Origin of the sequence: Sorangium sp. So ce362, assembly GCF_051519845.1 — a bacterium.
Classification (GTDB): domain Bacteria; phylum Myxococcota_A; class Polyangia; order Polyangiales; family Polyangiaceae; genus Sorangium.
Map to the genome: position 1 here is coordinate 7,523,376 of NZ_CP150332.1, position 25,634 is coordinate 7,549,009.

Here is a 25,634-nt window from a genome sequence, read left to right on the forward strand (position 1 = left end):
CCGACTCACTCACGCTGGTCGAGGAGCCTCTCCACGCGACCCTGGCTCAACCCCCCGGCGCGCGGGGTCGCGGCGCGCGGAGCCGCGGCGCGTGGAGTCGCGGCGCGTGGGGTCGCGGAGCGCGGCACCGGCGCGGCACTCGGGGCCGCTGGGGCAGCCGAGGCGAGCGGCAGCGCGGCGGCGGACGAGGCGAGCGGCGGCGGCGCCGGCGCGGCGGCGGACGAGGCGAGCGGCGGCGGCGCCGGCGCGGCGGCGGCCGTGGCGCGCGGCGGCGACACGGCGGAGGCCGAGGCGCGCGGCGGCGCCGGCGCGGCGGCGGACGAGGCGAGCGCCACGGCGCTCGAGCCGTCCAGCGGGGGGAGCCCGGAGGGACGCCCGGCCGCCCACATCCACGTCGCGGCGAGGAGCCCCGCGGCGGTCGCGACCAGGAGCTTCCAGCGCCTCGCCGCAGTCGCCCGTGCGGCCGGAACGATCGACGGCGCCTCGACGGCGGCCAGCTCGCGCAGCGACGAACGATCGCCCGCGTCCTCTCCTCGCACCGGGTCCACCCCCCCGGCGGGCGGCCCTGCCGGGGGGAGGGTCGCGCCTCCAGGGCTCGCCATCGTCCCGGCCATGCTCTCGGCGACCGCGATGGCCGATCCCCCGGGCGCGATCGAGGGCTCCGGCGTCGGGCCGGTACCGGCGTCCGAGCAGCGGTCCGGCGCCCAGCCCCCGGCGGTCGCCGAGGGCCCCGTCTCAAAGGGAACGCCCGTCTCCAGGGTGATCGCGTCCTCCCTCGCCGCAGGCGCGGGCCCCGGGCTCCACGTCGCGCTCACCGGCGCCACATCCTCGGTGGCCGGAGACACCCCTCCCGGCGTCCACGTCGCGCTCGCCGGCGCCACAACCTCGGTGGCCGAAGGCTCCATGGCCGATGACGCCAGCCCCGACGTCCACGTCGCGCTCGCCGGCGCCACAACCTCGGTTGTCGAGCGCATCTCTCCCGGAGCCCACGTCGCGACCGGGAGCGCCGAGACGGGCTCCTCCGGCGCGCGGCCCCGCAGGAGCCCGATCCCGCGCGCGGCGTCCAGCAGCGCGGCGACTGCCCTGCTCGCGCTCGGAGGCCTGTCGCCCGCGCGCTTCTCGAGCATGGCGAGCACCGGCAGGTCGAGCTCGCGCGGCAGATCGGCGCAGACGCTCGACATCCGCGGCGGAGGATTCGATACGTGCTTGTACATCATCTCCACGGCGGACTCGCCGGTGAACAGATGCTTTCCCGTCAACATCTTGTGAATCATCACGCCGAGCGCATAGATGTCCGCCGGCGGCCCGATCCGCTGCCCGCGCGCTTGCTCGGGCGCCATGTACTGCGGCGTGCCCAGCACGACCCCGGTGCTCGTCTCCTCCGAGCCGTCCGCGAGCTTCGCGATCCCGAAGTCGAGCAGCTTCGGGAACCAGGTCCCGTCGCGCTCCGCCGCGAGGAAGACGTTGTCCGGCTTCAGATCCCGGTGCGTGATCCCCGCCTCGTGCACGGCGTCGAGCGCGTCGGCGATGCCCCGCAGGATGGGGACGATCGTCGGGAACGGCAGCCGCCTCCTGCGCCGGCACAGCTCGCCCAGCGTGAGGCCGTCGAGCAGCTCCATGACGAAGTAGTGCCGCTGCAGCTCCTGGAGCACGCCGAAGGAGAAGATATCGATGATGTTGCGCTGGCGGATCCGGTTCACCGCGCGCGCCTCGGCGACGAACCTGGCGACGGCCTGAGGCTGCGCGGCAAAGCGCCCGTTCAGGACCTTGATGGCGACCTGCTTGCCGATGATCGGGTGCTCGCCGGCGTAGACCTCTCCAAACGTGCCTGCGCCGAGCTTCCGCTCGATGCGGTACTCGCCGACCATGGTGTGCGCCGCGAGGAGCGGCTCGGCGGGGAGGCTCAGCCGCGCGGGCAGCAGCGGATTGCCGTCTGCCGCACACGTCGTCACATCCTCATCGTACACTGCACCGCACTTGGGGCACGTCGCCATACTGAGCCATGGAAGCTAGGGGTCGCGTGGTCCCGGTTGCCCCGCGCGGGGCAGGTCGTCATGCAAAGCCCTAGAATATCGGGGGCGCGCGGTCTTGGCTACCCCTATCCCCGGCGCCGCCGGGCGCCGTTCTCATCGGCGCGTCTCACTCACGTGCCCGCAAGCGGCACGCGCCCGCAAGCGGCACGCGCCCGCAAGCGGCACGCGCCCGCAAGCGGCACGCGCCCGCAAGCGGCGCGCGCCCGCCGCGTGCGTCCACGCCGCCGCCGCGCCTCCCCGCACGGAGCACGGCGCAGCGCGGCACGGCGCCCGCGTGGATCACTGGCATACCTGCGACATGCACGAGCACGAGCTCCCGCACTCCTGATCGATGATGGTGGTCTCGAGGATGCAAGCAGCAACGCAAATATTCGTTCCACATTCAAATTTCACATTGCTCGCGCACCCCGACCGGCCGCACTCGAGATAACACGGGCCGTCATGGCTGCATCGCATGAGCAGGCCTTGACACCCACCGTCGCCGCAGACGATCTCGCACGGGTGCGGCCCTATGCAGACCACGCTGATGTTGTTGCACTGACCGTTGCACTCGAGCCTCGCCGGGCGCTCCTTCGCGTCGAGCATCCGGTCCTCGACGCACTCGCCTTCGGTGTCGCACCGGGTGACGCACTTGCCACCTTGGCAGTGCTCGCAGCCGTCGCACGGGGCCGGATCGGAAGGGCTCGCCCCGCACGCCATGCACGTCGCGGTCATCGTGTCGCAGACCGCGGCGTCGACGCAGCCGTCGAAGATCGAGCAGCTCGTGGCGCACGCCGTCCCGCCCAGGTTGCAGGCGTAGGACCCGCAGCTCTTCGGCTCGGCGGAGCACGTCCCGTCGCCCCTGCAGGTGCCCGGAGGCGTGGCGATGCCGTCCTCGCACGTCCCGCCGCACCGGGTGCCCGCCGGCCCGCAGTCGCCGATGACGCCGCCCACCGACGGGTCGACGTTCATCCCGTCGATACCCGAGACGAGCTGGCAGCCCACCGCCGTGAGGCTCACGATCAGCGCCAGCGCGCCGCGGGCAGCAAGCGCTATCGAGTCAAGGTCGTTCATCCTGGCGTGGAGTTCAGCCCAGAGGAGCGCCCCGAACAAGCTCGACCTTCAGCGCCCGAGCGGCCGAGCTCAGGCGTGGTGGATTTTTCTTCCCTGGGTCCACGCTGCGGCGCGACGGACCCGCGCCGCCGTCCTGTTCCGGGCACGATCGCCGGCGGGCCGACCGGCGCGAGCGGGACGCGCTTGCCCCCCCGGGCGGCCGGCACCATAGCCGACGGGCCGCGCGCTGCCGCGCTGGCGCGCGGTCGGCCGCGTGCCAGCGCGGCAGCGCGAGATCCGAGCCGCAATGAGGACGTGCCCGTGATCTCGGCATGAAGGTAGATGCGATGCCGTACTTTGTTTTCCGGAATTTCCCCGACAATACGCCGATCCCCGATGACTGCTACAGCTGCGACGGTGAACCGGACTGGGCGGCGTTGCTGGAGTGGATATGCCCCGACCTCTCGCCCGACGAGGCGGAGCGGCTCGCCGCCGTCGGCGAGGCGAGCGGAGACCGGCCGGGCATCTCGAGCCTGAAGCGGCTCATCGAGGAGCACGCGACACCGCAGGCGCGCCGTGAGGAGCGCCCGGACGCGACGGCGTGAGGGGGCGATGGCGAAGATCATCGACCCTCGGCGTCACACGTGGTGTAGCACCCCGGTGGACAGCTTCGGCCTGCTGGTCGATGCCGACGAGTATTACCCCGAGTTCTACCGGGTCGCGTCCGGGGCGCGGCGCTACATGCTCCTCGCCGGCTGGCAGTTCGACAGCGACGTCGCCCTGCTCCGCGGCGGGCGCGAGGCGGGGGTGTCGGGCCCGATCACCCTGCTCAAGTTCCTGGACCACCTCTGCGAGATCACCCCGGATCTCCAGATCTTCATCCTGGCCTGGGACTTCCACCTCGTGTTCGCGCTCGAGCGCGAGTGGCTCCAGCAGCTCGTCTTCGAGTGGACGAACCATCGCCTGCACTTCCTCTTCGACTCCACCCACGTCGAGCGCGCCTCGCACCACCAGAAGTTCGTGGTCGTCGACGGCGAGCTCTCCTTTCTCGGCGGCCTCGACCTCTGCGACCACCGCTGGGACGACCGCAGCCACACGAACAAGAACCCGCTCCGCGTCAGCCGCGGAGAGCCGCACAAGCCGTTTCACGACGTCCAGGCCTACGTGCGCAGCCGCGAGGTCGCCCGGGCGCTGACCGAGATCTTCACGGATCGCTGGCGGCGCGCCGGCGGCGTGGCCATGACGCTGCCGGACATCGAGGCGGCCGACCCGACGTTCCCCGACTACCGGCCCGAGGGCGGTATCCCCCTCGCGGCGCGGCACGTGACGCTGAGCCGCACCGATCCGCACGGCGCGCCCACCGGCGCTCCGCACTGCATGGAGATACGCGACCTCTACCTCGACGCCATCGACGCCGCCGAGCGCTTCATCTACGTCGAGACGCAGTACTTCAGCTCTCACGTGATCGCCGAGGGGATCGTGCGGCGGATGCGCGCCGAGGGCCGGCCGCTCCTCGACGTGGTGCTCGTGCTGAACATGGAGGCCGAGACGATGAAGGAGCAGATCGCCGTCGGGCTCTCCCAGGCCAAGGTGCTCGGCACGCTGCGCGAGGCGGCGGCCGAGACCGGCCACCGTCTCGGCGTCTACTACACCCTGCCGGCCTGCGGCGAGGACGAGACGGCCGAGCGCGCCACGTACATCCATTCCAAGGTGATGATCGTCGACGACCGCTTCCTCACGGTGGGCTCCGCCAACCTGACGAACCGCAGCCTCTCGATCGACACCGAGATCAACGCCTCGGTCGAGACCGACGATCCCGACGACGCGCTGGGCCGCTCGATCCGCAGGGCGCGCGCGTCGCTCATCGGCGAGCACCTCGGCGACACCGAGCTCGACCCGGTGGACGACCTCGTCGCGCACCTCGACGGGCTGGCGAGCCCCGCGACCGGGCCGCGCACGCCGGGGAGCTCGTGCCGGCTGAGGCTCCACCCGTCGCCGACGGCGGACGAGCGCGCCCTGCTCGAGGTGATCGACCCGCATCAGCTGCCGTTCGACCCCGCCGCGGTCGAGGCCATCGACAAGCACAACGGCTCGCTCTTCGTGGGCGGGCTCGGCACGCTCTGGCGCCACCTCTTCAGCAGCCGCAGCGACGCCGGCAGCAGCGATGCCGGCAGCAGCGACACAGGCAGCAGCGACGCCGGCAGCAGCGACACAGGCCGCAGCGACGCGAGCCACAGCGACGCCACCTAGCCGCACAGGCGGCGCTCCGCCCGCACCGTTGCCGGCCGCCGGTGGCACATGATATGCTGGTGTACTGTAAGCCTGCAGCCAGTTTCTTCGGGTTGTCTCTCGAAGTGGAAGCGTTGACGCGACGAGGAGTATGCAAGAGGCAGAGATCAAGATCGGTGGCATTTCGGTGCGCGACCTGGCGGAGCAGTACGGTACGCCGCTCTATGCCTACGACGCCGAGCGCATCCGGGAGAACTTCCGTCGACTCACGCGCGCGCTGAGCAGCTGTTACCCGGAGGTGTCCGTCTTCTACGCCATCAAAGCGTGCAACAACCTGGAGATAGCGAAGCTCCTGGTCGAGCAGGGCTCCGGCGTGGACGCCGCGAGCCCGAACGAGATCCGCCTGGCGCAGGCGCTCGGGCTCTCGGGCGAGCAGATCATCTACACGGGCAACAGCCTCTCGGACGACGACCTGACCGCTGGGCTGCGCGCCGGGGTGATCTTCAACGTGGATGACCACGGCATCCTGCGGCGCCTGTTCTCGCTCGGGCGGCCGCGCTGCATGTCCTTCAGGATCAACCCGAGCGGCGAGGACATCGCGACGCCCGATCTGAAGCCGTTCGCTGGCCCGTCCGCGAAGTTCGGGATCCACCCGCGCTACGTGGAGGAGGCCTACCGCACGGCGCTGGAGAACGGGGTCGAGCGGCTCGGGGTGCACATGATGCCTCACTCGCAGGCGAACAAGCCGGAGAGCTTCGCACATGTCACCGGCAAGCTGCTCGACCTGATCGGCCCGGTCGCCCGGAAGCTCGGCTTCGACCTCGCGTTCCTGGACATCGGCGGCGGGCTCGGCATCCCCTACCGCAGGGAGCAGCCGACGCTCGACGTGGACGCGGTCGCCCGCGAGATCGCCGCGATGGTGCAGAAGAAGTGCGCCGAGCACGGCCTGAAGGCGCCCCGCCTCGTCATGGAGCCGGGGCGCTACTTCGTCGGGGACGCGGGCAGCGTGCTCGGGCGGGTGATCTCGATCAAGCAGGGATACCGGACGATCATCGGCACCGACATCTCGATGAACACGATGGCGCGGCCGGTGATGTACGGCGCTTACCACGAGGTGCGGATCAACGGCCGCCGCGGCCAGACCGCCCCGATGGCGATGACGGGCCAGGTCTGCGAGAACACCGATATGTGGATCAGCGAGCGCGAGTTCCCCGCGGACGTCGCCGAGGGGGACGTGGTCGTCCTGATGGACGCCGGCGCGTACGGCCACGTGATGAGCTACGACTACAACGGCCGGCTGCGACCGGCCGAGGTGCTCATCGAGGGCGGGCGGAGCCGGCTCATCCGGCGGCGCGACACGTTCGAGGACATGGTCTCGCGGATGTGCCTGTCCGACGACATCAAGGAGCGGCTGCGCACGACGGTCGTGGGGGATCCGGCGAGCACGGCGGGGCGCGGCTGAGCGGCTGAGGACCGGGGCGAGAGGCGCACGCCCGGAGGCTTTGCCGGGCTGCCCGGCCCCCTCGCAGGGGTTTGCCGGGCTGCCCGGCCCCCTCGCAGGGGCCTACCGCGCTCGCGAGAGCAAGAGCTGGATCCGGCGCGTCACGGGAACGGGCCGAGCGGAGCCGGGGAGCCAGGCGCGCCGATGCCGGTGGCCGGAGGGGGAAAGGCGCCGAGCGGCGAGCCCGGAAAACCACCGCCCGCGACCGGAGGGGGAAAGAGGCCGGGCTGCGGGCCCGGAAAACCGCCGCCCGCGACCGGAGGGGGAAAGAGGCCGGGCTGCGGGCCCGGGAGACCGACGGCGATGGGGACGCTCGGAGGGCCAGGGCTCTCGCACGGGAAACAGATGACGTTGCCGCGGCCAGTCAGGATGGCGCCGTGAGGGCACCCGTGGGCCCAGGGTGTATAATCGAAGCTGGCAGGCTCGGTGACACAGGTGTTCACCACGGCGACATACGTGGTCCCCGGCGGACAGTGGTGGCAGTGATGAGCGGCGGACGCCTCACCCACGCTCTCCTCGGCGTCCGCAGGCGCCGCGACGGCGGACAGGTCCCCCCGCTCATCCCCATCCACCTCGTCCGTCGCCGCCATGCAGCCAGCGATCACCGTCGACAACGAGGCAGCGAGCAGCACGACGATCTTCGTCGATTCAGCCATGTGGAATCTCCTGATTGAAGGGGAGACAAGATCGCTCGATCTCCTGCCCTGAAACCGACAGAGTCGTCACGACGGAGCTGACCAGCCCCAACTACTTTGGATGACACCGGCAGCTCGTCAAGCGCGCTGGCGGAGCGCCAGGAGACAGCGACTCACACCTGGATTTGCGCGAATCCAGCGATGAACAATCCGCCCACCGGCGGTTCGATCAGCGCGCATGTCGACCGGCGCCGCTCGTGATCTACCCTGTTTTCTTGTATACGTGGCTCATGCCGTTCACGTTCGTCTGCATCGATCACGTGCAGCTCGTCAGGCCGCCGACGCCCGCGACCTGGCCTTGCTCGCGTGACGGTTCGCCGGCCGGGACAGCCCGAGGTTCTCCCGCAGCGTGCGGCCCTCGTACTCCGTTCGGAACAGCCCACGACGCCGCAGCTCCGGGATCACCAGCTCGACGAACTCATCCAGCCCGCCCGGGAGCCACGGCGGCATGACGTTGAACCCGTCGGCCCCGCCCTGCGTGAACCACGCCTCCAGCTGGTCCGCGATCTGCTCCACCGAGCCGACGAGCGTCCAGTGCCCGCGCGCTCCCGCCACCCAGAGATAGAGCTCGCGGATGGTGAAGTTGCGCTTGCGGGCGATGTCGAACATCAGCGCTTGCCGGCTCTTGTTGTTGTTGGTCTCCGGCAGATCGGGCAGCGGACCGTCCACCGGGTACCCCGACAGATCGATCCCGCCCGACAGACCCGAGAGCAGCGACAGGCCGACCTCCGGCAAGATGAGGTCCTGCAGCTCCTGGTACTTCGCCCTGGCCTCCGACTCCGTCCGGGCGACCACGGGGAACACCCCCGGCATGATCTTCAGCTGGTCGGGGTGGCGACCGTACCTGGCCATCCGGCCCTTGACGTCGGCGTAGAAGGCCTGCGCATCCTCCAGCGTCTGCTGCGCGGTGAAGATCACCTCGGCCGTCTCCGCCGCGAGATCCCTGCCCGCCTCCGACGATCCCGCCTGCACGATCACCGGGTGCCCCTGGGGCGGACGCGGGATGTTGAGCGGCCCCCGAACGGAGAAGAACTTCCCCTTGTGATCGAGCGTGTGCAGCTTGTCCGGGTCGTAGTAGGCCCCCGACGCCTTGTCGCGGAGGAAGGCGTCGTCCTCCCAGCTGTCCCAGAGGCCGGTGACCACGTCGACGAACTCGCGCGCCCGGGCATACCGCTGCGCATGGTCGGGGTGGGCGTCGAGCCCGAAGTTCCCCGCCGCCTCGCCCCCACCGGTGGTGACCACGTTCCACCCTGCCCGCCCCTGGCTGAGGTGGTCCAGCGAGGCGAACTTGCGGGCCAGCAGGTAAGGCTCCTCGTACGTGGTCGACGCCGTGGCGATGAAGCCGATGCGCTCGGTGACGGCCGCGAGCGCGGAGAACAGCGTGACCGGCTCGAAGCTGGCCCCGTAGGCGGTGCGGCCCTGCGCCCCCGGCCGGTTCTGCAGCGCGAGCCCGTCCGCGAGGAACACGGCGTCGAACCTGGCCCGCTCCGCCGTCTGCGTGATGCGCTTGTAATGACCGAAGCGGATGCCTCCATCGGCCTGCGCTTGCGGGTGCCGCCAGGCGGCCACGTGGTGTCCTGCGCCAGGTAAGAAGGCGCCCAAACGGATCTGCCGCGGATTGTCGCTCATGGGTTGTCCTCGGTCTCGGTGCTGGCGCTCGCGCGCGGACGTGCCGTCCTGCGCGCCGTGCGTGCCCTGCGTGCCTTGCTTGCCCTGCCTGAGCGCAAGCGGCGTGCCCGCGAGCGGGACCACGGGCGCGCCGGCGCAGAGCGAGGCACCGCCGCCCCCGGCGCGACGACGGCGTGCTGCGGGAGCAGCACCGGACCACCAGCGCTGCGGAAGCGCTGCTGGCAGGGAAGCACCCGCCCGGCCGGAAGGCCCGAGCGCGGCGGCAGCGCGGGCTACTGCCAGCGGAAGAGCTTGAGGGCGAGCGCGAAGCAGACGGCGCCCCAGCCGACCAGCACCGCGAGCTCGGGCGCGAGCGCGGCGAGGGGCGTGGCCTCGAGCATCACGCCGCGGAGCGCGTCGTTGAGCGCGGTGAGGGGCAGCGCCTGGATGAAGGGCTGGGCCGCGGCCGGGAAGCGCTCGGTCGAGAAGAAGACGCCGGAGAAGATCCACATCGGGAACATCGCCAGGTTGGTCAGGCCCGAGACGCCCTCGAGCGTCCGCGGCCGCGCCGCGATGAGCAGGCCGAGCCCGACGAACGAGAGCGCGCCGACCACGATGACCAGCGCGAGCGCGGCGAGCGAGCCGGCGATCGGCACGCCGAGGGCGAGGACCGCGAACAGCAGCAAGGCGATGACCTCGATCGCCAGGAACACGAGCCGCGCCCCGAGGTGCGCGACAAGGAGCTGCCAGCGCTTCATCGGCGCCGCCACGAACAGCTTCAGGAGCTTGCCGATGCGCTGCTGCACGATCGAGAAGCCGATCGCCCAGATCCCGGTCGACATCAGGTTCATGCCGAGCAGCCCGGGCACGAGGAAATCGATGTAGCGCGAGCCCCTCTCGGTCATCTCGAGCGCTGCCGGGCGGAACGCGTCCGCGCGCCCCGCCGCCCGCTGGAGCGCCTCGTCGACCTCGAGCCGGGCGATGCGGCTCTCCTGCCGCGTCGGATCGAACCAGTACGTGGGCGGATCGGTGGCCAGCACGACCAGCGCGACCTTGCCGGCCCGGAGCTCCTGCTGCGCCTGCTCCCGCGGGACCACCCGGGCGACGACCTGCCCGGAGGCCTCGAGCGCGGCGCGCCGCGCCTCGGCCCCGGCGCCCACCTCGACGCTCACCGGCAGCGGCGCCGCGGCCTGGTCCCGGAACGCGACGGCCAGCGCCGACGAGAGCAGGATGGGGAACACGAGCATCCAGAAGAGCGCCTCGGGCTCGCGCAGGAACTCCGCCACCCGCGCCCGGATGAGGAGCACGAGCGGCGCGCCGCGCAGCGAGCGGAACCACCGCGCCATCACGCCGCCTCCTCGCCCGCGAGCTTCCGCCCGGCGAGCGCCATGAACACGTCCTCCAGGCTCGCGTGGTGCGTCGCGAGCCGGCGCGGCGCGGCGCCGCGCGCGGCGCAGAGCGCGAGCAGCGGCGGGAGCACGCGCGCCACGTCACGCACCGTCAGCCGGAGCGCCCCGTCCGCGAAGCGCAGGGCCTCCACCCCGGGCAGCGCCCTGAGCTCCTCCTCGGCGATCTCGCCGTCCACCTCGACCTCCACGACGTGCTCGGCGCCCAGCGACGCGACGAGCGCCGCCGGCGTGCCGAGCGAGAGCAGCCGCCCGCGGTCGACGATCGCGACGCGGTCGCAGAGCCGCGCGGCCTCCTCCATGTAGTGCGTGGTCAGGAGGATCGTGCGGCCGCGCGCCTTCAGGTCCTCGACGACGTCCCAGATCTCGCGGCGCGACGCCGGGTCGAGGCCGGTGCTCGGCTCGTCGAGGAAGAGCACCTCCGGGTCGCCCGCGAGCGCGCAGGCGAGCGAGAGCCGCTGCTTCTGCCCGCCCGACAGCCCGCGCACGAACGCGCCCGCCTTCTCCTGCAAGGACACGCAGCGCAGCGCCTCCTCCGGCTCGAGCCCGCGCGGGTAGAAGCTGCGGAACAGCGCGATCACCTCGCGGACCCGGAGCTTGTCCGGGAAGCGCGTCTCCTGGAGCTGGATGCCGAGGCGCTGGCGCAGCGCGATGCCGTCCCCCGCCCAGCGCTCGCCCAGCACCTCGACCTCCCCGGCGTCGGGGCGGGTCAGCCCCTCGAGGATCTCCACCGTGGTCGTCTTGCCCGCGCCGTTCGGGCCGAGCAGGCCGAAGCACTCGCCGCGCCGCACCTCGAGGTCGAGCCCGTTCACGGCCACGACATCGCCGTAACGCTTGACCAGGCCGCGGCAGACCAGGGCGGGAGAGCCAGACACGGGGCGCATGTATCGCAAGGAACGCCGAAAAGGAACCGCCGCGCGCAACGGCCGGGCGGCGCGTGCGGGGCGGAGACGTGCTCCGGATCGCCCGCGGCGCACGGAGCGCGCCTGCAAGCGCCCACAGGAGCGCCGGAAAATTCGACAGGCGACGCGACGCATTGCCTCTCCGGAGAATCGAATCTCAGCAGAGCCTGCGGTAAGCGCGACGAGCGTGGCCCTGCAAGGAACCATCCGGTCCGAGATCGTGGCTGGTCGGTCTGCAATCTCAGAGCGACGGAGTGGGGGGCGCGTAGTGAGCGATGAAGAGGGAGTGGTGCCCGTGCACTGCGGCGAGGTCATCGCGGACCGCTATCGGGTCGAGCGGCTGCTCGGGATCGGCGGGATGGGGGCCGTCGTCGCGGCGCGGCACCTGTCTTTGGGCGAGCTCGTGGCGATCAAATTCATGCGGGCGGAGCACTGCGGCAACGCGGCGCTGCTGAGGCGGTTCCAGCGCGAGGCGCGCGGGATGTTCCGGCTGAAGACCGAGCACGTGCCGCGGGTCCACGACCTGGGCGCGCTCGCGCCGAGGCCGGGGATCGCGCTGCCGGTCCCGTACATCGTGATGGAGCACCTCTCGGGCAACGATCTCCGCTCGATCGTGGAGCGCCGCGGGCGGCTGCCGGTGGACGAGGCGGCCGAGTACGTCCGTCAGGCCTGCGTCGCGCTGATGGAGGCGCACGCGCTCGGGATGGTGCACAGGGATCTGAAGCCCGCGAACCTGTTCCTGACGTACCGGACCGACGGCACGCCGCTCATCAAGGTGCTCGACTTCGGCGTCGCGAAGTTCTCGTGCGCGAGGCCCGAGGAGGACGGGCTCGAGATGACGACGGCGCGGTCGGTCATGGGCTCGCGCCGCTACATGGCGCCCGAGCAGATGCTCACGCCCAAGGACGTGGATCTGCGCGCGGACCTGTGGGCGCTCGGGGTCGTGCTGTACCAGCTCGTGAGCGGCGCGCTGCCGTTCGGCGCGGAGACGCTGGAGCAGCTCGTGCTCGTGGTGTCGGAGCAGGCGCCCCGGCCGCTCCGGAACGTGTGCGCCGATCTGCCCGAGGGGTTCGAGGAGATCGTGATGGGCTGCCTGGAGAAGAACCGGGCCCGCCGTCCGGCCTCGGCCCGCGAGCTCGCGACCGCGCTCGCGCCGTTCGCGCTGCGCGGGCCGCCCGACGCGACGCTGCCCACGGCGGTCCAGCGGAGCCAGCCGACGTTCACATGGCTGGACGAGGGACCGCCCACGACCGCCTTCCGGCCGCCCACGAGCGCCTTCCGGCCGCCCGCGACCGCCGTTCGGCCGTCCGAGGCGCAGGGGTCCGGGGTCCTCCGCCGCCCCAGGCGGGCATGGCTGGCGGCCGGCGCCTTCTCCGCGAGCGCCGCGCTGGCCATGACCGTCCTTCCGCCCGGGTGGCCGCGCACGGGGGGGGTCACCTGGACCGACCGCGCCGGCGCGCAGCACCTCGCGGCGGTGCCGCAGGGGCTCGCCGCGGAGCCGCAGGGGACCCCCGTGGCAGGCGGGCCGCTCCACGCGCCCCGCGCCGCGGCTGGCGGCGCGCCGCACGGCGGCGCGTGCGGCGCGCCCGAACCCGACGCGAGAGATGCGCCGCCGGCCGCGTTCGACGGCGCCGGCCCCGTCGCACCCGCGAGGGGGGCGCCGCTCGCGCGGGCGAACGCAGGGAGGCCGTCGCGCGCGCCCGCGCGCGCGGCGCTCGCGGCCGGGACGCGGGTGGGCCTGGCGCCGCAGGGCCTGGCGCCGCAGGGCCTGGCGCCGCAGGCGGCCCCGGCGCAGGCCGCTCCGGGGCCCGCGCCCACGACGTCGTCTGCTGCGGCGCCGCCGCCCGGTCGGGACTCCGCGGCCGGCGCTCCGGTCCACGTGGCAGGGCCCAGCCTCGGCGCGAACGCTCCGACGGTGGGGGCGCCGGACAGCCCCTGGTGATCGCCATGCGCCGAGGAGCTCTCCCGAAGGTCTGCAGCTCGCGCCCGCGCCGGCTCGCCTGCGCCCTCGCGGCGCTGTCGCTGTCGCTCTCGCCGGCGAGCGGGGCGGCTTCCGAGCCCGGCTCGAGGCCCCCCAACCCGGGACAGCCCAACCCGGGACAGCTCAACCCGGGACAGCTCAACCCGGGACAGCTCAACCCGGGACAGCTCAACCCGGGACAGCCCAACCCGGGACAGCTCAACCCGGGTCAGCCCAACCCGGGTCAGCCCGGGGGACACAAGGAGCAGGTGCTCGCGCTGTATCAGGTCGCCCGACAGCTGCTCGACGCGGGGCGCGTCGCCGAGGCGTGCGCCGTGCTCGAACAGGGCAGGACCCTCGATCCGACGGCGATCAACCTCCTCCTGCGGCTCGGCGAGTGCCTCGCGCGCGCGGGCAGGACCGCGGGCGCCTGGAACGTCTTCAGCGAGGCCGCGGCCATCGCGAAGAGCGCGGGCGACCCCCGCGCCGCGCGCGCGGCTGCGCTCGCGGCTGCGCTCGAGCCGCGGCTCTCGCGCATGGCGATCGAGCCGCCCGCGGCCGGCGCCGCGCCGGGGCTGGAGATCCGGCGCGACGGCGTGCTGATCCTGCCCGCCCAGTGGGGGCAGGCGCTCCCGGTCGATCCCGGGACCCACACGGTCGAGGCGCGTGCGCCCGGCAGAAGGCGCTGGTCCACCGCGCGCGCCGTCCCGCCGGACGGCGCGCGCGTGGTGATCCACGTGCCCCCCCTGGAGCAGGAGCCGCCCCCGCGCGCGCTCTCCGCGGCGCTGCCGGGCCCCCGCCGGCAGGCGCCTCCCGTCCTGGGGAGCGCCGGCCGCGGCGACGGCGGCGACACCGGCGGCCGCGCGCAGCGGATGATCGCGCTCGCGACCGGCGGCGCCGGCCTCGTGGGGCTCGGCCTCGGCGCCGTGTTCGGCGCGGAGGCGATCGCCCGCCGGGACGCCTCGAACCGGGGCCACTGCGACGCGCGCAACCGCTGCGACGCCGCCGGGGTCGCGCTGCGCGAGGACGCCCAGTCCGCCGGCACCGCCTCGACGATCGCCTTCTCGGCCGGCACCGCCGCGCTGCTCGCGGCCGGCCTGCTCCTCTGGACCGCGCCGCCCCGCGCCGCCGCCCCGCCCGCGCACCGCGCCACGGCGGCGGCCGCCGCCGGCCCCGGGGCGTTCTCGCTCGTCGTGGGCGGGAGCTACTGACGTGGGCGCGCGCGGCGCGATCGGGATCGGCGGGCGCCTCTCGCTCGTGGCGCTCGGCTGCGCCGGGTGCAACACGCTGCTCGGCCTCGAGGACGGCCTCCTCGTCGACGAGCGCTGCGAGCCGCTCTCGGCCGTCGCCTGCTACACCGGGCCGCCGACGACCGAGGGGATCGGCGCCTGCCAGACGGGCCTCCGGCGATGCAACGCCGCCGGCGACGGCTACGGCCCCTGCGAGGGCGAGGTGACGCCCGCCCCCGAGCGCTGCGGCAACGCGGCCGACGACGACTGCGACGGCGCGGTCGACGAGGCGGACGGCGACGCCGGCGACCCCGCGGCCGGCGACGGCGAGGTCTGCGCCTGCGGCCCGGGGACGGTCGAGGTGTGCCCTTACGGCGGGCCGCCGGGGACCGTGGGCGTCGGCGCGTGCAGCGCCGGCCGGCGCACCTGCGGCGGCGACGGCCGCTGGGGCGCCTGCACCGGCGAGGTCACGCCGCGGGCCGAGGACTGCACGACGCCGGCCGACGAGGACTGCAGCGGCGGCGGCGACTGCGGCGCGGTGCTCCCCGGGGGGCTCCTCGGCGCGCTCCTCGGCGGCTCCGGTCAGCAGCGGGCGCGGGCGCTCGCGGCGGGCCGCGGGGGCTTCGCGATCCTGGGCGGCGAGTTCGAGGGCTCCCTCGACCTCGGCGCCGGGCCGATCGCGACCGGCGCCGAGCGGGACGTCTTCGTGGCGCGGATCGAGGCCGACGGCGCGGTCGCGTGGGTGCGGCGGCTCGTCGACGAGGGGCAAGGCGCGCTGCAGGCGCTCGCGGTGGACGCCGGGGGCGAGATCGCGATCGCGGGCGACCTCGTGGGGGTGATGGGCGCCGCCGGGCTCACCGCGCCCGCGCAGCAAGGGTTCGTGGTCAAGCTGGACGCGGGAGGCGGGCTGCGCTGGGGGACGTTGCTCCCCGGCAAACCGCAGGACGTCGCGGTCTCGGCCGCGGGCGACGTCGTGGTCGCGTCGGCGCTCCTCGGGCACGGCGGGAGCGACGTGGCGGTGGCCAGGCTCAGCGCGGCGGGCGTGCCCCTCTGGACGCGGGTGTTCGGCGGCGCGGGGACGCAGGAGCCGACGGGCGTGGCCGTGGACGCGCGCGGGGATGTGGTCCTGACGGGGACCTTCGAGGACGACCTCGACTTCGGCGAGGGGGCGCCCCGGCTGTCGTCCGCGGGGATGAGCGACGTGTTCCTGGCCAAGCTCGACGAGCGCGGCGAGCACGTCGCGTCGCTGGCCTTCGGTGACGGCCGCCGGCAGTACGGGGGCGACATCGAGATCGGGCCGGGCGGCGAGATCGCGCTGAGCGGGACGTTCGAGGGGCTCCTCGACCTGGGCAGCGGCACGCTGTTCTCGGAGGGGCTCTCGGCGTTCGTTGTCGAGCTCGGGGCCGCGCGAGAGCACCGCTTCAGCCGGGCCTACCCGGCGGAGCAGCCGCCGCGCCTCGCGCTCGAGGCGGACGGCGGGCTCGTCCTCGCCGGCAGCGTCGAGGGCCCGACCGATCTCGGCGGCGGCCCCCTCGACGGCGCCGGCCGCGGCAGCGACATCGTGGCGGCGCGGCTCGATGCCGAGGGGCGCCACGTGTGGAGCAAGCGGCTCGGCCCGGGCGCCGGGCGCAGCGGCGGGCGCCGGTCGGCGGCGGGCGTCGCGGCCTCCGTGGACCGCGGTCACGTCCTGCTCGCGGGGACGGTCGAGGGGAGCGTGGACCTCGACGGCGCCGCGGCGCAGTCGACCGCGGCCGACATCCTGGTGGTGCGGCTCGCGCCGTGAGGCCCCCGGAGCGCTGAGCAGGCGGCCATGTCGCGCAGGAGAGCGGCCGAGCCCGGAGCCACCTTCGCGTCGGGCCCACAAAACACGACAGGCGACCTGCGAGAGGCCGCCTGTCCTGCCCGGTCAGGCCGGAGAGCGGTAGATCACTCGCAGGAGTTGAAGCACGCGGTGAGCGCCTGGCAGCCCTCGGCCGCCTCGCAGGCCGTGTAGGCGTCGTCGTAGCACGAGCCCGTGTCCGCCTCCTCGATGACGCACAACTCGCAATCGGTGTTGCTCACTTCCACGTTCACCTCCCCGTCTTCGCCGCAGACGTCGGTCATGAGATCCGTGGTGTCGCAGAACGCGGCGCACCGACTTTCTGCCGCGCAGCCGCAATGCAAGAAGGTCAGCGCATTGAACGCCTCCGTCTCGCTGGGACGTGCTTCAGAACAGCAGGTCATGCACGCCTGGGCCTCCAGGCTGGAGCACTCATTGCCCCCGCCCTCACCGCCCGTGCCGCTATCCTCACCGCCCTCGCCGCCGGCGCCCGACGTGGTGCTCGTGGAGGTGCTCGTCGAGCCGCCCGTGCCGCCCTCACCGCCCGTGCCGCCGTCGCCGTCGGTGATCGTACAGGCCGCCATCGCACACACGCTGACCAGGATCGCCGCAAAACCAAGAGCTTTCATGAATGAATCCTCCGACAAGAAGAGTTGCGCTGCTCATGTGGAAGGACGCGTCGAGCGACGCCGCCCGGCAGCCCTTCCTGTGCACTTCAGCGCCGCCGTTGGCGCCGGGTTCTGTTCCTACACCAGAAATTTACGCGATGGTATCCGCTGCGTGCTCACAGCTGCGCCTTGCGGGCGCCCCCCCGGAGGCGTTCGAAGAGCGCGCGCTTCCGCGAGATGCGCCCGCCAGGCGCGTGTGAGCGATCCACCATCAGCAAACTTGTGAAGCAAGAGCAGATCCTAGCACGGAGGCGACGTGGGGGATCAAGTGTGTCGCGTAGATAACCTGCTCTCCGGGAACCACGACGAGCGCAGGCGTCCTCAGCGGCTCATGCGCGACACCGGGGCCGACAGAGCTCGCTCGTGCGGCATCCTCGTACAGGGGAGCAGCGCCCAGGCGAGCGAACGGCCCAGCCAGGCCGGTTTGCAGCAGCGCGTCATTCCGGCGTTCCCGCGGCTCGTCCGGGCTGTCCCGCCGAGGCCAGAGCGCCGGCGCGGCGCCCGGGCAAGCTGCTTTGAGCTCACGCGAAGTGCGCTGAGCTCACGCGAGGAAGGGAGAGCGCTGGATCGCCGCGCGGCGGGCGGCGCTACGAGCCGCCCGCGGCGCGCCGCATGGCGCAGTCGAGGTCGCCTTTGCAGGGGTCGCTCGCCGCGCGCGCGCCGCCCTGGCTCGGCGGCGGTGCGGCGGCGCCGGCGGCCGGTCCGCTGCTCCCGCCGGTGCGCTTCGCCGCGGCCTTGCCCGCGCCTGCCGGGGCGGCGGGCCGGGCCTTCGCCCCGCGGGCGGCGCGCTCCTTCGCCTTGTCGCCCGACTTTGCCGGAGGCGCCGCCGCGATCGCGGCCGGGGCGTTCGCCTCCGCCTTCGGCAGGTGCGACAGCGCCGCGCTCGCCGCGGATCGCACCCCGGGCTGCGCGGCCGCGTGGAGCGTCTCGCGCGGGGCGCCGAGCCACACCGCGCTGGCGACGACCGCGGCGCCGACGAGGCCCATGACGCCATAGCGCACCCCCGCCGCCCGCCGCGCGCGCGACGGGCGCAGGTCGATCGGGACCTCGGACGGCACCGGCGTGAGATCAGGCGACCTGAACGCCGGCAGCTCGGGCGCGCCGAACGGAAAGAGATCCAGGTAGCTGCTGCGCTCCTGTTCATCGCCGGCGGCCGGTCCGTGGATATCCACCGTCCCGGAGCCCTTCGGGCCCTGATCGACCCGCGCGCCGGCCACCTTCGTGGTCGCTGCCTGCTCCACCGCGAGCAGCGCGCTCAGGGAGATCACCACCGAGTTCTCGTCCCGCGGCCCGGCCACGACGCTGTTCGGCGTCGCTCCACCGCTCGCGGATCGCCCATCCGTCTCACCGGGCATGTGATTCGTGCTTCTCATACGCTCCACCCCGTCTGCCGTCCGTGTCGCTCGAGCACAGGGCGCAGACAGCATCCATCAATGTACCTGGGCTCCACCGCTCTTGATACAAGTTTTTTACTGCACTGGAGAGCGCACCTCATCGCAACAGCGCCGGAGCGCTCAGCGCTCGTGCGCTCGGAGGCCAGAGCTCCCCACACCGTATCGGCGCCGGCGACACCTGGCGTGGCGCGCGCGCCTCGCTGCCGGGGCCGGCGCTCCGGAGCCAACGCCTGCCCGGCCGCGCAGGCGCCTCGGACGGCCCTGCCCTTCGCCCTTCCGCGCGCCGCCCTGCCCGCCCGCGCGCGGCCCGCGTCCGTGCCCGCAGCCGCCGCCGTCGAGGCGGCGCGCGCGAGACTCGCTTTGTGATCGGGGACCCAAATGGCCGGCGGAAAGCGCGCCTCGTCGCCCGACCGGTCGACATTTCATCTCGAGGAAACCTCGAGGAAACATGGCACTCGGCATTAGACATTTCACCGCGACATCGTGTCGCTGGCCCCTGTCCGAGGGCCGAGCCCTGCTGCGCAGGGCGGTCCTTCGGTGTCCAGCCGGGAGTCTCCAGTTGTCGACTCCCGAGCTTTCCCACGGCTCTCGTGCAGTCGGATCGCCGCGTCGATGCAGGGCATTGAACGCGCACCGGCACCCAAGGAGGATGCGTTGAATATGTTCACGTCTGGGTTGGACGTTGAGGAGCGGCCGGCGACGGGCTCCTTTCGGCGGCGGGCGGTCTGCTTCGCGGCGGCGGCCCTCGCCGGCGCGGCCCTGCTCTCCGCCTGCGACAAGGAGGGCGAGGGGGCGCCGGCGCCCGGGACGGCGCCCGCGGCGCCCGCCTCGGACAGCGCCACCATCAAGGTCGGCGTGCTCCACTCGCTGAGCGGCACGATGTCGATCAGCGAGGTGGCCGTGAAGGACGCGACGATCCTCGCCATCGAGGAGATCAACAAGGCGGGCGGCGTGCTCGGCAAGCAGATCACGCCCGTGATCGAGGACGGCGCCAGCGACTGGCCCACGTTCAACGAGAAGGCCAGAAAGCTCATCCAGCAGGACGGGGTGGCCGTCGTGTTCGGCGGGTGGACCAGCGCCAGCCGCAAGGCGATGCTGCCCTCGTTCGAGGAGCTGAACGGCCTGCTCTTCTACCCGGTCCAGTACGAGGGCCTCGAGCAGTCGCCCAACATCTTCTACACCGGCGCCGAGCCGAGCCAGCAGATCGTCCCCGCGATCGACTACCTGCTGGAGCAGGGCAAGAAGCGCATCTACCTGCTCGGCTCGGACTACGTCTTTCCGCGCACGGCCAACAAGATCATCAAGGCCCAGCTCGCGGCGAAGGGCGGCGAGCTCGCCGGCGAGGAGTACCTGCCGCTCGGCGGGACCGAGGTCAGCACGATCATCAGCAAGATCGGCGCGGCCAAGCCGGACGCCGTCTTCAACACGCTGAACGGCGACAGCAACGTGGCGTTCTTCAAGCAGTTCAAGGACGCCGGCTACACGGTCGACAAGATGACGGTCCTCTCGGTGAGCGTCGCCGAGGAGGAGGTGCGCGGCATCGGCGCCGAGAACATCGCCGGACACCTCGTCTCGTGGAACTACTACCAGACCACGGAGACCCCCGAGAACCAGAAGTTCGTCGAGGCGTACAAGGCCAAGTACGGCGCCGCGCGCGTCACGGACGATCCCATCGAGGCGGGCTATTTCGGGGTCTACCTCTGGAAGCTGGCCGTCGAGAAGGCGAAGTCCACGGAGGTGGCCAAGGTGAAGGAGGCCGCGAGCGCCGGAGACATCGAGTACGCCGCGCCCGGGGGGCTCGTCCGGCTCGACGGGAAGAACCAGCACACCTGGAAGACGGTGCGTATCGGCCAGGTGCGCAAGGACGGCCTCATCCAGGAGGTCTGGAGCTCGGGCAAGCCGGTCCAGCCGGACCCGTACCTCGCCGCATACCCCTGGGCGAAGGAGCTGGCCGCGAAGTAGCGCGGCCGGAGGCGGCAGTCCCGCCCTCGAAGCCCGAGGGCCCGACCACGGAGGCGCAGAGCGCACAGGGGGCTCGTCGTGATGCCCGCTGTGCCTCTGCGGCTCTTACCTCTCTTGCGCGGCGTCTCAACCTGTTCGGTGCTCTAGCATGAACGAAGTTCTCCTCCACGCCTTCAACGGCCTGAGCCTGGGCTCGATCCTCCTGCTCATCTCGATGGGCCTCGCGTTCTCGTTCGGGCTGATGAACGTGATCAACATGGCCCACGGCGAGTTCATCATGGCGGGGGCCTACACGACGTACGTCGTCGGGCAGCACCTTGCGCCGCTCGTCGGGGGGACGGACGCCGGGCTCTGGTTCCTGCTCGCGCTGCCGGCCTCGTTCCTCGTGGCCGGCGTGCTCGGGCTCCTGCTCGAGCTCACGATCGTGCGCTTTCTCTATGGCAGGCCGCTCGACACGCTGCTCGCCACGTGGGGGGTCGGCCTCGTGCTGCAGCAGGCCGCGCGCAGCCTGTTCGGCGCGTCCAACGTGCAGGTCTCGAGCCCGTCGTGGCTGAGCGGCGGCGTCGCGCTCTCGGGCGGGGTGCAGCTGCCCTACAAGCGCGTCTTCCTGATCGCCCTCGTGATCGCGTGCATCGTCGCCGTCTACACGTACCTGCACCGCTCCGCGGGCGGCAGGCGGCTGCGGGCGGTGATGCAGAACCGGCAGATGGCCTCGTGCCTCGGCGTCCGCACGCGCCGGGTCGACGCCGCGACGTTCGCGCTCGGCGCGGGGCTCGCCGGGGTCGCGGGGTGCGCGCTGACGCAGCTCGGCTCGATCGGGCCGTCGCTCGGGACGAACTACATCGTCGACGCCTTCATGGTGGTCATCCTCGGCGGCCTCGGGCGGCTGCCCGGCACGGTGGTGGCGGCGCTCGTGATCGGCGTCGCGAACACGCTGCTCGAGCTCTCGACGACGGCGTCGCTCGGCAAGGCGCTCGTGTTCGCGCTGGTGATCGCCTTTTTGCAGTGGCGGCCGACAGGCCTGCTCGCCCTGCGCACCCGATAGAAGAGGACACGGACATGGCCCTTCGAGACTCCACCCTTCGCAGCTTCCTCTGGACCTGGGGCGCGCCGCTCGCGGTGGCGTTGCCGCTCCTCGTCGCGCCGCTCGTGCTCTCGGACTTCCGGCTGAACCTGCTCGGCAAGTTCCTCACCTACGCCATCGTCGCCCTCGGGCTCGACCTCATCTGGGGCTACGGCGGGATGCTGAGCCTCGGACAGGGGCTCTTCTTCGGCCTCGGCGGCTACGCGATGGCGATGTACCTGAAGCTGGAGACGTCGGGCTCGCGCCTGCCCGATTTCATGAGCTGGAGCGGCCTCGAGGCGCTGCCTTTCTTCTGGGAGGCGTTCCGCTCGCCGGTCGTGGCCGTCTGCGCCGTGGTGCTCCTGCCGATGGCGATCGCGTCGGCGGTGGGCTACCTCGTCTTCCGCAGCCGCGTCCAGGGGGTGTACTTCTCGCTGATCACCCAGGGGCTCACGCTGATCGCGTCGATCCTCTTCATCGGCCAGCAGGCGCTCACGGGCGGCACGAACGGGATCACGAACCTGAAGACGATCTTCGGCTTCGCGCGCGGGGCGGCCTCGACGCAGACGGTGCTCTATTTCGTGACGCTCTTCTGCCTGGGGGCGCTCTACCTTTTTTGCCGGAGGCTCACCCAGTCGCGCTTCGGGCGCCTGCTCGTGGCGATGCGCGACGACGAGAACCGGGTGCGCTTCCTCGGCTACAACCCGGTCACCCTGAAGACGCTGGTGTTCGCGCTGTCGGCGGGCATGGCCGGCATCGCCGGCGCGCTGTTCGTCTGTCAGGTCGGCCTCATCTCGCCGTCCTCGATGGGCGTGATGCCGTCGATCGAGATGGTGACCTGGGTGGCGGTCGGCGGGCGCGGCACGCTGATCGGCGCGGTCGTCGGCGCGATCCTTGTGAGCCTGGGGAAGAGCGCGCTGAGCGAGTCGTATCCCGAGGTGTGGCAGCTCGCCTTCGGCGCGCTCTTCGCGGCGTCGGTCATGCTGCTCCCGACCGGCGTCGCCGGCTTCCTTCGGCGCCACGGGTCGAGGCTCGTGCGCCGCCACGCGGGCGGCGCGGCGGGTCGGGCGGGCGCGCTCGGCGAGGCCGCCGTGGCCGGGGCGGCGGGCGAGGTCGAGCCGGCGGCGCGCACCGAGGTGCCGGCGACGTCCGGGCGCTGAGGGGGAGGAGCGGAGATGAGCGGGGACGAGCGCGGGAATGAACGCGGGGATGGACGCGGGGATGGACGCGGGGATGGACGCGGGGATGGACGCGGGAATGGACGCGGGGATGGACGATGAATGAGCGCGACGACGAACAGAGGAGCGAGGGGATGAGCCGCGGCAACATCGTCGAGGTCCAGCAGGTGACGGTGAGCTTCGACGGCTTCAAGGTGCTGGACGGGCTCGACTTCTCCATCCAGCGCGGGGAGCTCAGGTTCCTGATCGGGCCGAACGGCGCGGGGAAGACGACGCTGCTCGACATCCTCACGGGCAAGACGCGGCCGTCGAGCGGACGTGTGGTGTTCCACGGAGGTGGGGAGTCGGGGCGAGAGGCCGTCGAGGTGCACAGGTTGCCGGAGCACGCCCTGGTCCAGCAGGGGATCGGGCGGAAGTTCCAGACGCCGGCCGTCTTCGGCAGCCTCACGGTGCTCGAGAACCTGGAGGCGGCGATGGGCTTCCGGGAGAGCGCGCCGGGGCTGCTCCGCGGGCTGTCCGCGGCGCAGGAGAAGGAGATCGCCGAGACGCTCGACCGGATCGGGCTCCGGCGGCGCGCGGAGCTGCGGGCCGCGGTGCTCGCGCACGGGGAGCGGCAGTGGCTGGAGATCGGCATGCTGCTCGTGCAGCAGCCGAAGCTGCTCCTGCTCGACGAGCCGGTGGCGGGGATGACCCGGCGCGAGCGCGACCGCACGGGGGAGCTCGTCCAGGAGATCGCCAAGCAGCGGTCGGTGCTGGTGGTGGAGCACGACATGGAGTTCGTGCGGCGCTACGCGAGCACGGTGACGGTGCTGCACGCCGGCAGGAGGCTGTGCGAGGGGCCGGTCGAGGAGGTCCAGGGCAACGCGCAGGTGATCGAGGTCTACCTCGGGCGGGCGCACGACGCAGGGCGCGCGCGCGGCGGCGCGGCGGCCGCGGCTGCGGCGGAGGAGCGGTAGAGAACATGCTGGTGATCGAGGATCTCGCGGTCTACTACGAAGAGAGCTGCATCCTGTCGCAGGTCAGCCTGGATGTCGCGCCCGGCCGGGTATCGTGCCTTCTTGGGCGCAACGGGGTCGGCAAGACGACGCTGCTCAAGGCGATCATGGGCGTGCTGAAGCCGCGGCGCGGAAAGGTGGCGCTCGACGGGGCGGACCTCACCTCGAGGTCGCCGAGCGACAGGGCGCGCGCGGGCATCGGCTATGTGCCGCAGGGGCGAGGGATCTTCCCCTATCTGACGGTGCGGGAGAACCTGCTCATGGGCTTCGAGGCGAAGAGCGACTCCGCGCCGAGCCCGGCGGCGCTGGAAGAGATGATGACCATGTTCCCCATCCTCAAGAAGTTTCAGGCGCGGGCGGCAGGGACGCTGAGCGGCGGGCAGCAGCAGCAGCTCTCTCTCGCGCGCGTGCTGCTGAGGAAGCCGAAGCTCCTCTTGCTGGACGAGCCGACGGAGGGGATCCAGCCGTCGATCATGCAGGAGATCGGGGAGGTGATCAAAGGGCTCGGGAAGCAGGGCGACATGGCGATCCTGCTCGTGGAGCAGTTCCTTGATTTCGCGCTCTCGACGGCGAGCGAGTACTTCATCATGGATAACGGGGGGATCGTGCGACGGGGGAGCGTGGCGGAGTTCGACGACGAGATCGCGAGAGAGTTTCTGGCGGTGTGAGCGGCCGCGCGACGACCTACGCCAGCGCCTCCTCTGCGCTGGCCGAGGTCACCGCCTGATCGAGCCATCGGTGCAGGGTGGTCAGCTCGGAGCAGGCGTCGATCTGGCAGCTCGCCGAAACGTGCGCGCAAGAGCCGCAGCCGGCGTGCCGGCCGGCCCGGCGGTTTCCTCAGCTCGGTTCGTCCAGCACTTCGGCGAGGGTCTTCGCGCTGAGCACCCGCTCGGCCCACTGCTCGAGCACCGCGATCTCTGCCCCCTCGACTCGAGCCACAGCAGCTTCCGGCAGCTCGCCGAAACGAGCGCGCAAGAGGCGCAGCAGGATGGCACGCTCTCCTTCGCGGCGACCCTGGTCGCGTCCCTGCGCGACGTACTTCTTCGCGAAATCGCTCTGGTACTCGTAGCCCTTCATCATCACCTCCAGCGCCCGGCGGGCCGCCGCGTTCAGGGAATTTAGCACGACATCGCCGTAGAACCTGGCCCTGTCCTCCTCGATCCCCCGGATCGCGGGCAGCGCGGCGGCGGCGATCCTCGCTCCCTGCTCGCTGCTGCCGTGCGCCAGGGCGGAGAGCACGGCCAGCTCGGGCCGGCGGACCGCCTCCGCGAGGTCCGTCACGACCGGAACCGCCTCACGCCCCAGCACGGGCGGGCGCAACACGAAGCCGGGGATGCCGGTCTCGATCGGCGCTGCGCACCAGGCGGCGACGTGGGGGTCGGGCGCGACGACGAGCAGGCCCACCTGGCAGCGGTGCGCGGCGCGCGCGCCCATGGTGTAGTCGGGCCAGCTGAAGCGCTTTCGTGGATCGATGCCGAGCTGGACCTCGACGATGAGCACCCAGATCGGCGCGTCGCCGTCGAGCAGGACGACGACGAGGTCGGCGCGGTACTCGGCAGGCTGGATCTCGGTCAGGTCGATCGAGGTGAGGCGCGCTCCCGAGTAGGGCGGGAGCGGGACGCCCAGCACCTCGACGAGGAGCTCGGCGGCGAGCGACGGGCGGTTCTTGAAGAGATCCACGAGGACCTCATGGGCCATGGAGGGCATCGCGACGTTGCTCGCAGGCGGTCGAGTTCAGGAGTGCGCGGGGTCTCCGCGGCGAAGGTCTGCTTCGCGCCCCCATCGAGGTGGCCCACGGCGGAGTGATATCAGCGCTCCCGGAGGAGGGCATTCGAAAATTCGATGTTGCGCAGCAGAAATGGAGACACCATTGTGGCAGCTCGCGCGTAATGGCGTGAGTCTGCGCGTCCCGCTGCCGGGCGGCTCGCCCGGCCTGCGGTGCTTCCGGAGTTGCTTGGCG

The 25,634-nt window shown here is 72.3% G+C and carries 20 protein-coding genes; 11 read left to right on the plus strand and 9 right to left on the minus strand.

Annotation, left to right across the window (positions count from 1 at the left end; all coding sequences use genetic code 11):
• Nucleotides 1-5: 5 nt before the first annotated feature.
• Together WMF17_RS28550 and WMF17_RS28555 are read right to left on the minus strand one after the other, a co-directional pair.
• Entirely contained in the window at nt 6-1,952 is a 1,947-nt protein-coding gene (locus WMF17_RS28550; protein ID WP_437644223.1) for a protein kinase domain-containing protein, read from the minus strand.
• A gap of 360 nt (nt 1,953-2,312) precedes the next feature.
• A complete protein-coding gene (locus WMF17_RS28555) occupies nt 2,313-3,086 on the minus strand; it encodes a hypothetical protein (RefSeq protein WP_437644224.1) in 774 nt (257 codons plus the stop codon).
• Nucleotides 3,087-3,412: 326 nt separating this feature from the next.
• Between WMF17_RS28555 and WMF17_RS28560 the strand changes: the two genes are divergently transcribed.
• The 3 genes from WMF17_RS28560 to lysA all read left to right on the plus strand — a co-directional run bounded on the left by WMF17_RS28560 (nt 3,413) and on the right by lysA (nt 6,756).
• Nucleotides 3,413-3,670 (plus strand): hypothetical protein, encoded by a 258-nt coding sequence (locus tag WMF17_RS28560; RefSeq protein WP_437596339.1) that lies wholly within the window; start codon nt 3,413-3,415, stop codon nt 3,668-3,670.
• A 7-nt stretch (nt 3,671-3,677) separates the two neighbouring features.
• Nucleotides 3,678-5,315 carry a phospholipase D-like domain-containing protein gene (locus WMF17_RS28565; RefSeq protein ID WP_437644225.1) on the plus strand — a complete coding sequence of 546 codons (1,638 nt, stop codon included), beginning with the start codon at nt 3,678-3,680 and terminating at the stop codon, nt 5,313-5,315.
• A 130-nt stretch (nt 5,316-5,445) separates the two neighbouring features.
• Complete coding sequence (lysA, locus tag WMF17_RS28570; protein ID WP_437644226.1) at nt 5,446-6,756, plus strand: diaminopimelate decarboxylase; 1,311 nt, start codon at nt 5,446-5,448, stop codon at nt 6,754-6,756.
• 140 nt (nt 6,757-6,896) lie between these two features.
• Here the strand turns inward: lysA and WMF17_RS28575 are convergent, their stop codons facing one another.
• The 4 genes from WMF17_RS28575 to WMF17_RS28590 form a co-directional block, all read right to left on the minus strand.
• Nucleotides 6,897-7,451 (minus strand): hypothetical protein, encoded by a 555-nt coding sequence (locus tag WMF17_RS28575; protein WP_437596342.1) that lies wholly within the window; start codon nt 7,449-7,451, stop codon nt 6,897-6,899.
• A gap of 309 nt (nt 7,452-7,760) precedes the next feature.
• Entirely contained in the window at nt 7,761-9,119 is a 1,359-nt protein-coding gene (locus WMF17_RS28580; RefSeq protein WP_437644227.1) for an LLM class flavin-dependent oxidoreductase, read from the minus strand.
• Between the two features lie 272 nt (nt 9,120-9,391).
• Nucleotides 9,392-10,444: an ABC transporter permease gene (locus WMF17_RS28585; protein WP_437644228.1), complete on the minus strand. Its 1,053-nt coding sequence runs from the start codon at nt 10,442-10,444 to the stop codon at nt 9,392-9,394.
• Nucleotides 10,444-11,388: an ATP-binding cassette domain-containing protein gene (locus WMF17_RS28590; protein ID WP_437644229.1), complete on the minus strand. Its 945-nt coding sequence runs from the start codon at nt 11,386-11,388 to the stop codon at nt 10,444-10,446. The genes WMF17_RS28585 and WMF17_RS28590 overlap by 1 nt, the downstream gene beginning before the upstream one ends.
• A 313-nt stretch (nt 11,389-11,701) precedes the next feature.
• Between WMF17_RS28590 and WMF17_RS28595 the strand changes: the two genes are divergently transcribed.
• The 3 genes from WMF17_RS28595 to WMF17_RS28605 are packed head-to-tail and all read left to right on the plus strand — an operon-like array spanning nt 11,702 to nt 16,378.
• A complete protein-coding gene (locus tag WMF17_RS28595; protein WP_437644230.1) occupies nt 11,702-13,348 on the plus strand; it encodes a protein kinase domain-containing protein in 1,647 nt (548 codons plus the stop codon).
• 5 nt (nt 13,349-13,353) lie between these two features.
• Entirely contained in the window at nt 13,354-14,577 is a 1,224-nt protein-coding gene (locus WMF17_RS28600) for a tetratricopeptide repeat protein (protein WP_437644231.1), read from the plus strand.
• Between the two features lies 1 nt (nt 14,578).
• Complete coding sequence (locus WMF17_RS28605) at nt 14,579-16,378, plus strand: hypothetical protein (RefSeq protein ID WP_437644232.1); 1,800 nt, start codon at nt 14,579-14,581, stop codon at nt 16,376-16,378.
• Between the two features lie 143 nt (nt 16,379-16,521).
• Here WMF17_RS28605 and WMF17_RS28610 read toward each other — a convergent pair whose 3' ends face one another.
• Nucleotides 16,522-17,043, minus strand: coding sequence for a hypothetical protein (locus WMF17_RS28610; RefSeq protein ID WP_437644233.1), 522 nt, complete (start codon nt 17,041-17,043; stop codon nt 16,522-16,524).
• Between the two features lie 626 nt (nt 17,044-17,669).
• Nucleotides 17,670-18,455: a hypothetical protein gene (locus WMF17_RS28615; protein WP_437644234.1), complete on the minus strand. Its 786-nt coding sequence runs from the start codon at nt 18,453-18,455 to the stop codon at nt 17,670-17,672.
• A gap of 681 nt (nt 18,456-19,136) precedes the next feature.
• Here WMF17_RS28615 and urtA point away from each other — a divergent pair.
• The 5 genes from urtA (at nt 19,137) to urtE (ending at nt 24,342) form a co-directional block, all read left to right on the plus strand.
• Nucleotides 19,137-20,438, plus strand: a complete 1,302-nt coding sequence (gene urtA, locus WMF17_RS28620) for an urea ABC transporter substrate-binding protein (RefSeq protein ID WP_437596351.1) — start codon at nt 19,137-19,139, stop codon at nt 20,436-20,438.
• 148 nt (nt 20,439-20,586) lie between these two features.
• Nucleotides 20,587-21,483, plus strand: coding sequence for an urea ABC transporter permease subunit UrtB (gene urtB / locus WMF17_RS28625; RefSeq protein ID WP_437596352.1), 897 nt, complete (start codon nt 20,587-20,589; stop codon nt 21,481-21,483).
• 14 nt (nt 21,484-21,497) lie between these two features.
• A complete protein-coding gene (gene urtC, locus WMF17_RS28630; RefSeq protein ID WP_437596353.1) occupies nt 21,498-22,661 on the plus strand; it encodes an urea ABC transporter permease subunit UrtC in 1,164 nt (387 codons plus the stop codon).
• Nucleotides 22,662-22,813: 152 nt separating this feature from the next.
• Nucleotides 22,814-23,635, plus strand: a complete 822-nt coding sequence (gene urtD, locus WMF17_RS28635) for an urea ABC transporter ATP-binding protein UrtD (RefSeq protein ID WP_437596354.1) — start codon at nt 22,814-22,816, stop codon at nt 23,633-23,635.
• A 5-nt stretch (nt 23,636-23,640) separates the two neighbouring features.
• On the plus strand, nt 23,641-24,342 hold the full coding sequence (urtE, locus tag WMF17_RS28640) for an urea ABC transporter ATP-binding subunit UrtE (RefSeq protein ID WP_437596355.1): 702 nt from the start codon (nt 23,641-23,643) through the stop codon (nt 24,340-24,342).
• Nucleotides 24,343-24,511: 169 nt separating this feature from the next.
• On the opposite strand, the gene WMF17_RS28645 is transcribed toward urtE, so the two are convergent.
• Nucleotides 24,512-25,372, minus strand: coding sequence for a DUF4351 domain-containing protein (locus tag WMF17_RS28645; protein WP_437644235.1), 861 nt, complete (start codon nt 25,370-25,372; stop codon nt 24,512-24,514).
• Nucleotides 25,373-25,634: the final 262 nt, after the last annotated feature.

What these genes read in the sequence shown, in the direction of transcription:
- WMF17_RS28645 (WP_437644235.1), bottom strand. Translation starts at nt 25,372, where the DNA reads ATGGCCCATGAGGTCCTCGTGGATCTCTTCAAGAACCGCCCGTCGCTC.
- WMF17_RS28615 (WP_437644234.1), bottom strand. Translation starts at nt 18,455, where the DNA reads ATGAGAAGCACGAATCACATGCCCGGTGAGACGGATGGGCGATCCGCG.
- urtD (WP_437596354.1), top strand. Translation starts at nt 22,814, where the DNA reads ATGAGCCGCGGCAACATCGTCGAGGTCCAGCAGGTGACGGTGAGCTTC.
- urtB (WP_437596352.1), top strand. Translation starts at nt 20,587, where the DNA reads ATGAACGAAGTTCTCCTCCACGCCTTCAACGGCCTGAGCCTGGGCTCG.
- urtE (WP_437596355.1), top strand. Translation starts at nt 23,641, where the DNA reads ATGCTGGTGATCGAGGATCTCGCGGTCTACTACGAAGAGAGCTGCATC.
- lysA (WP_437644226.1), top strand. Translation starts at nt 5,446, where the DNA reads ATGCAAGAGGCAGAGATCAAGATCGGTGGCATTTCGGTGCGCGACCTG.
- urtA (WP_437596351.1), top strand. Translation starts at nt 19,137, where the DNA reads ATGTTCACGTCTGGGTTGGACGTTGAGGAGCGGCCGGCGACGGGCTCC.
- WMF17_RS28585 (WP_437644228.1), bottom strand. Translation starts at nt 10,444, where the DNA reads ATGGCGCGGTGGTTCCGCTCGCTGCGCGGCGCGCCGCTCGTGCTCCTC.
- WMF17_RS28560 (WP_437596339.1), top strand. Translation starts at nt 3,413, where the DNA reads ATGCCGTACTTTGTTTTCCGGAATTTCCCCGACAATACGCCGATCCCC.
- WMF17_RS28580 (WP_437644227.1), bottom strand. Translation starts at nt 9,119, where the DNA reads ATGAGCGACAATCCGCGGCAGATCCGTTTGGGCGCCTTCTTACCTGGC.
- urtC (WP_437596353.1), top strand. Translation starts at nt 21,498, where the DNA reads ATGGCCCTTCGAGACTCCACCCTTCGCAGCTTCCTCTGGACCTGGGGC.
- WMF17_RS28590 (WP_437644229.1), bottom strand. Translation starts at nt 11,388, where the DNA reads ATGCGCCCCGTGTCTGGCTCTCCCGCCCTGGTCTGCCGCGGCCTGGTC.
- WMF17_RS28565 (WP_437644225.1), top strand. Translation starts at nt 3,678, where the DNA reads ATGGCGAAGATCATCGACCCTCGGCGTCACACGTGGTGTAGCACCCCG.
- WMF17_RS28610 (WP_437644233.1), bottom strand. Translation starts at nt 17,043, where the DNA reads ATGAAAGCTCTTGGTTTTGCGGCGATCCTGGTCAGCGTGTGTGCGATG.
- WMF17_RS28575 (WP_437596342.1), bottom strand. Translation starts at nt 7,451, where the DNA reads ATGGCTGAATCGACGAAGATCGTCGTGCTGCTCGCTGCCTCGTTGTCG.
- WMF17_RS28600 (WP_437644231.1), top strand. Translation starts at nt 13,354, where the DNA reads ATGCGCCGAGGAGCTCTCCCGAAGGTCTGCAGCTCGCGCCCGCGCCGG.
- WMF17_RS28555 (WP_437644224.1), bottom strand. Translation starts at nt 3,086, where the DNA reads ATGAACGACCTTGACTCGATAGCGCTTGCTGCCCGCGGCGCGCTGGCG.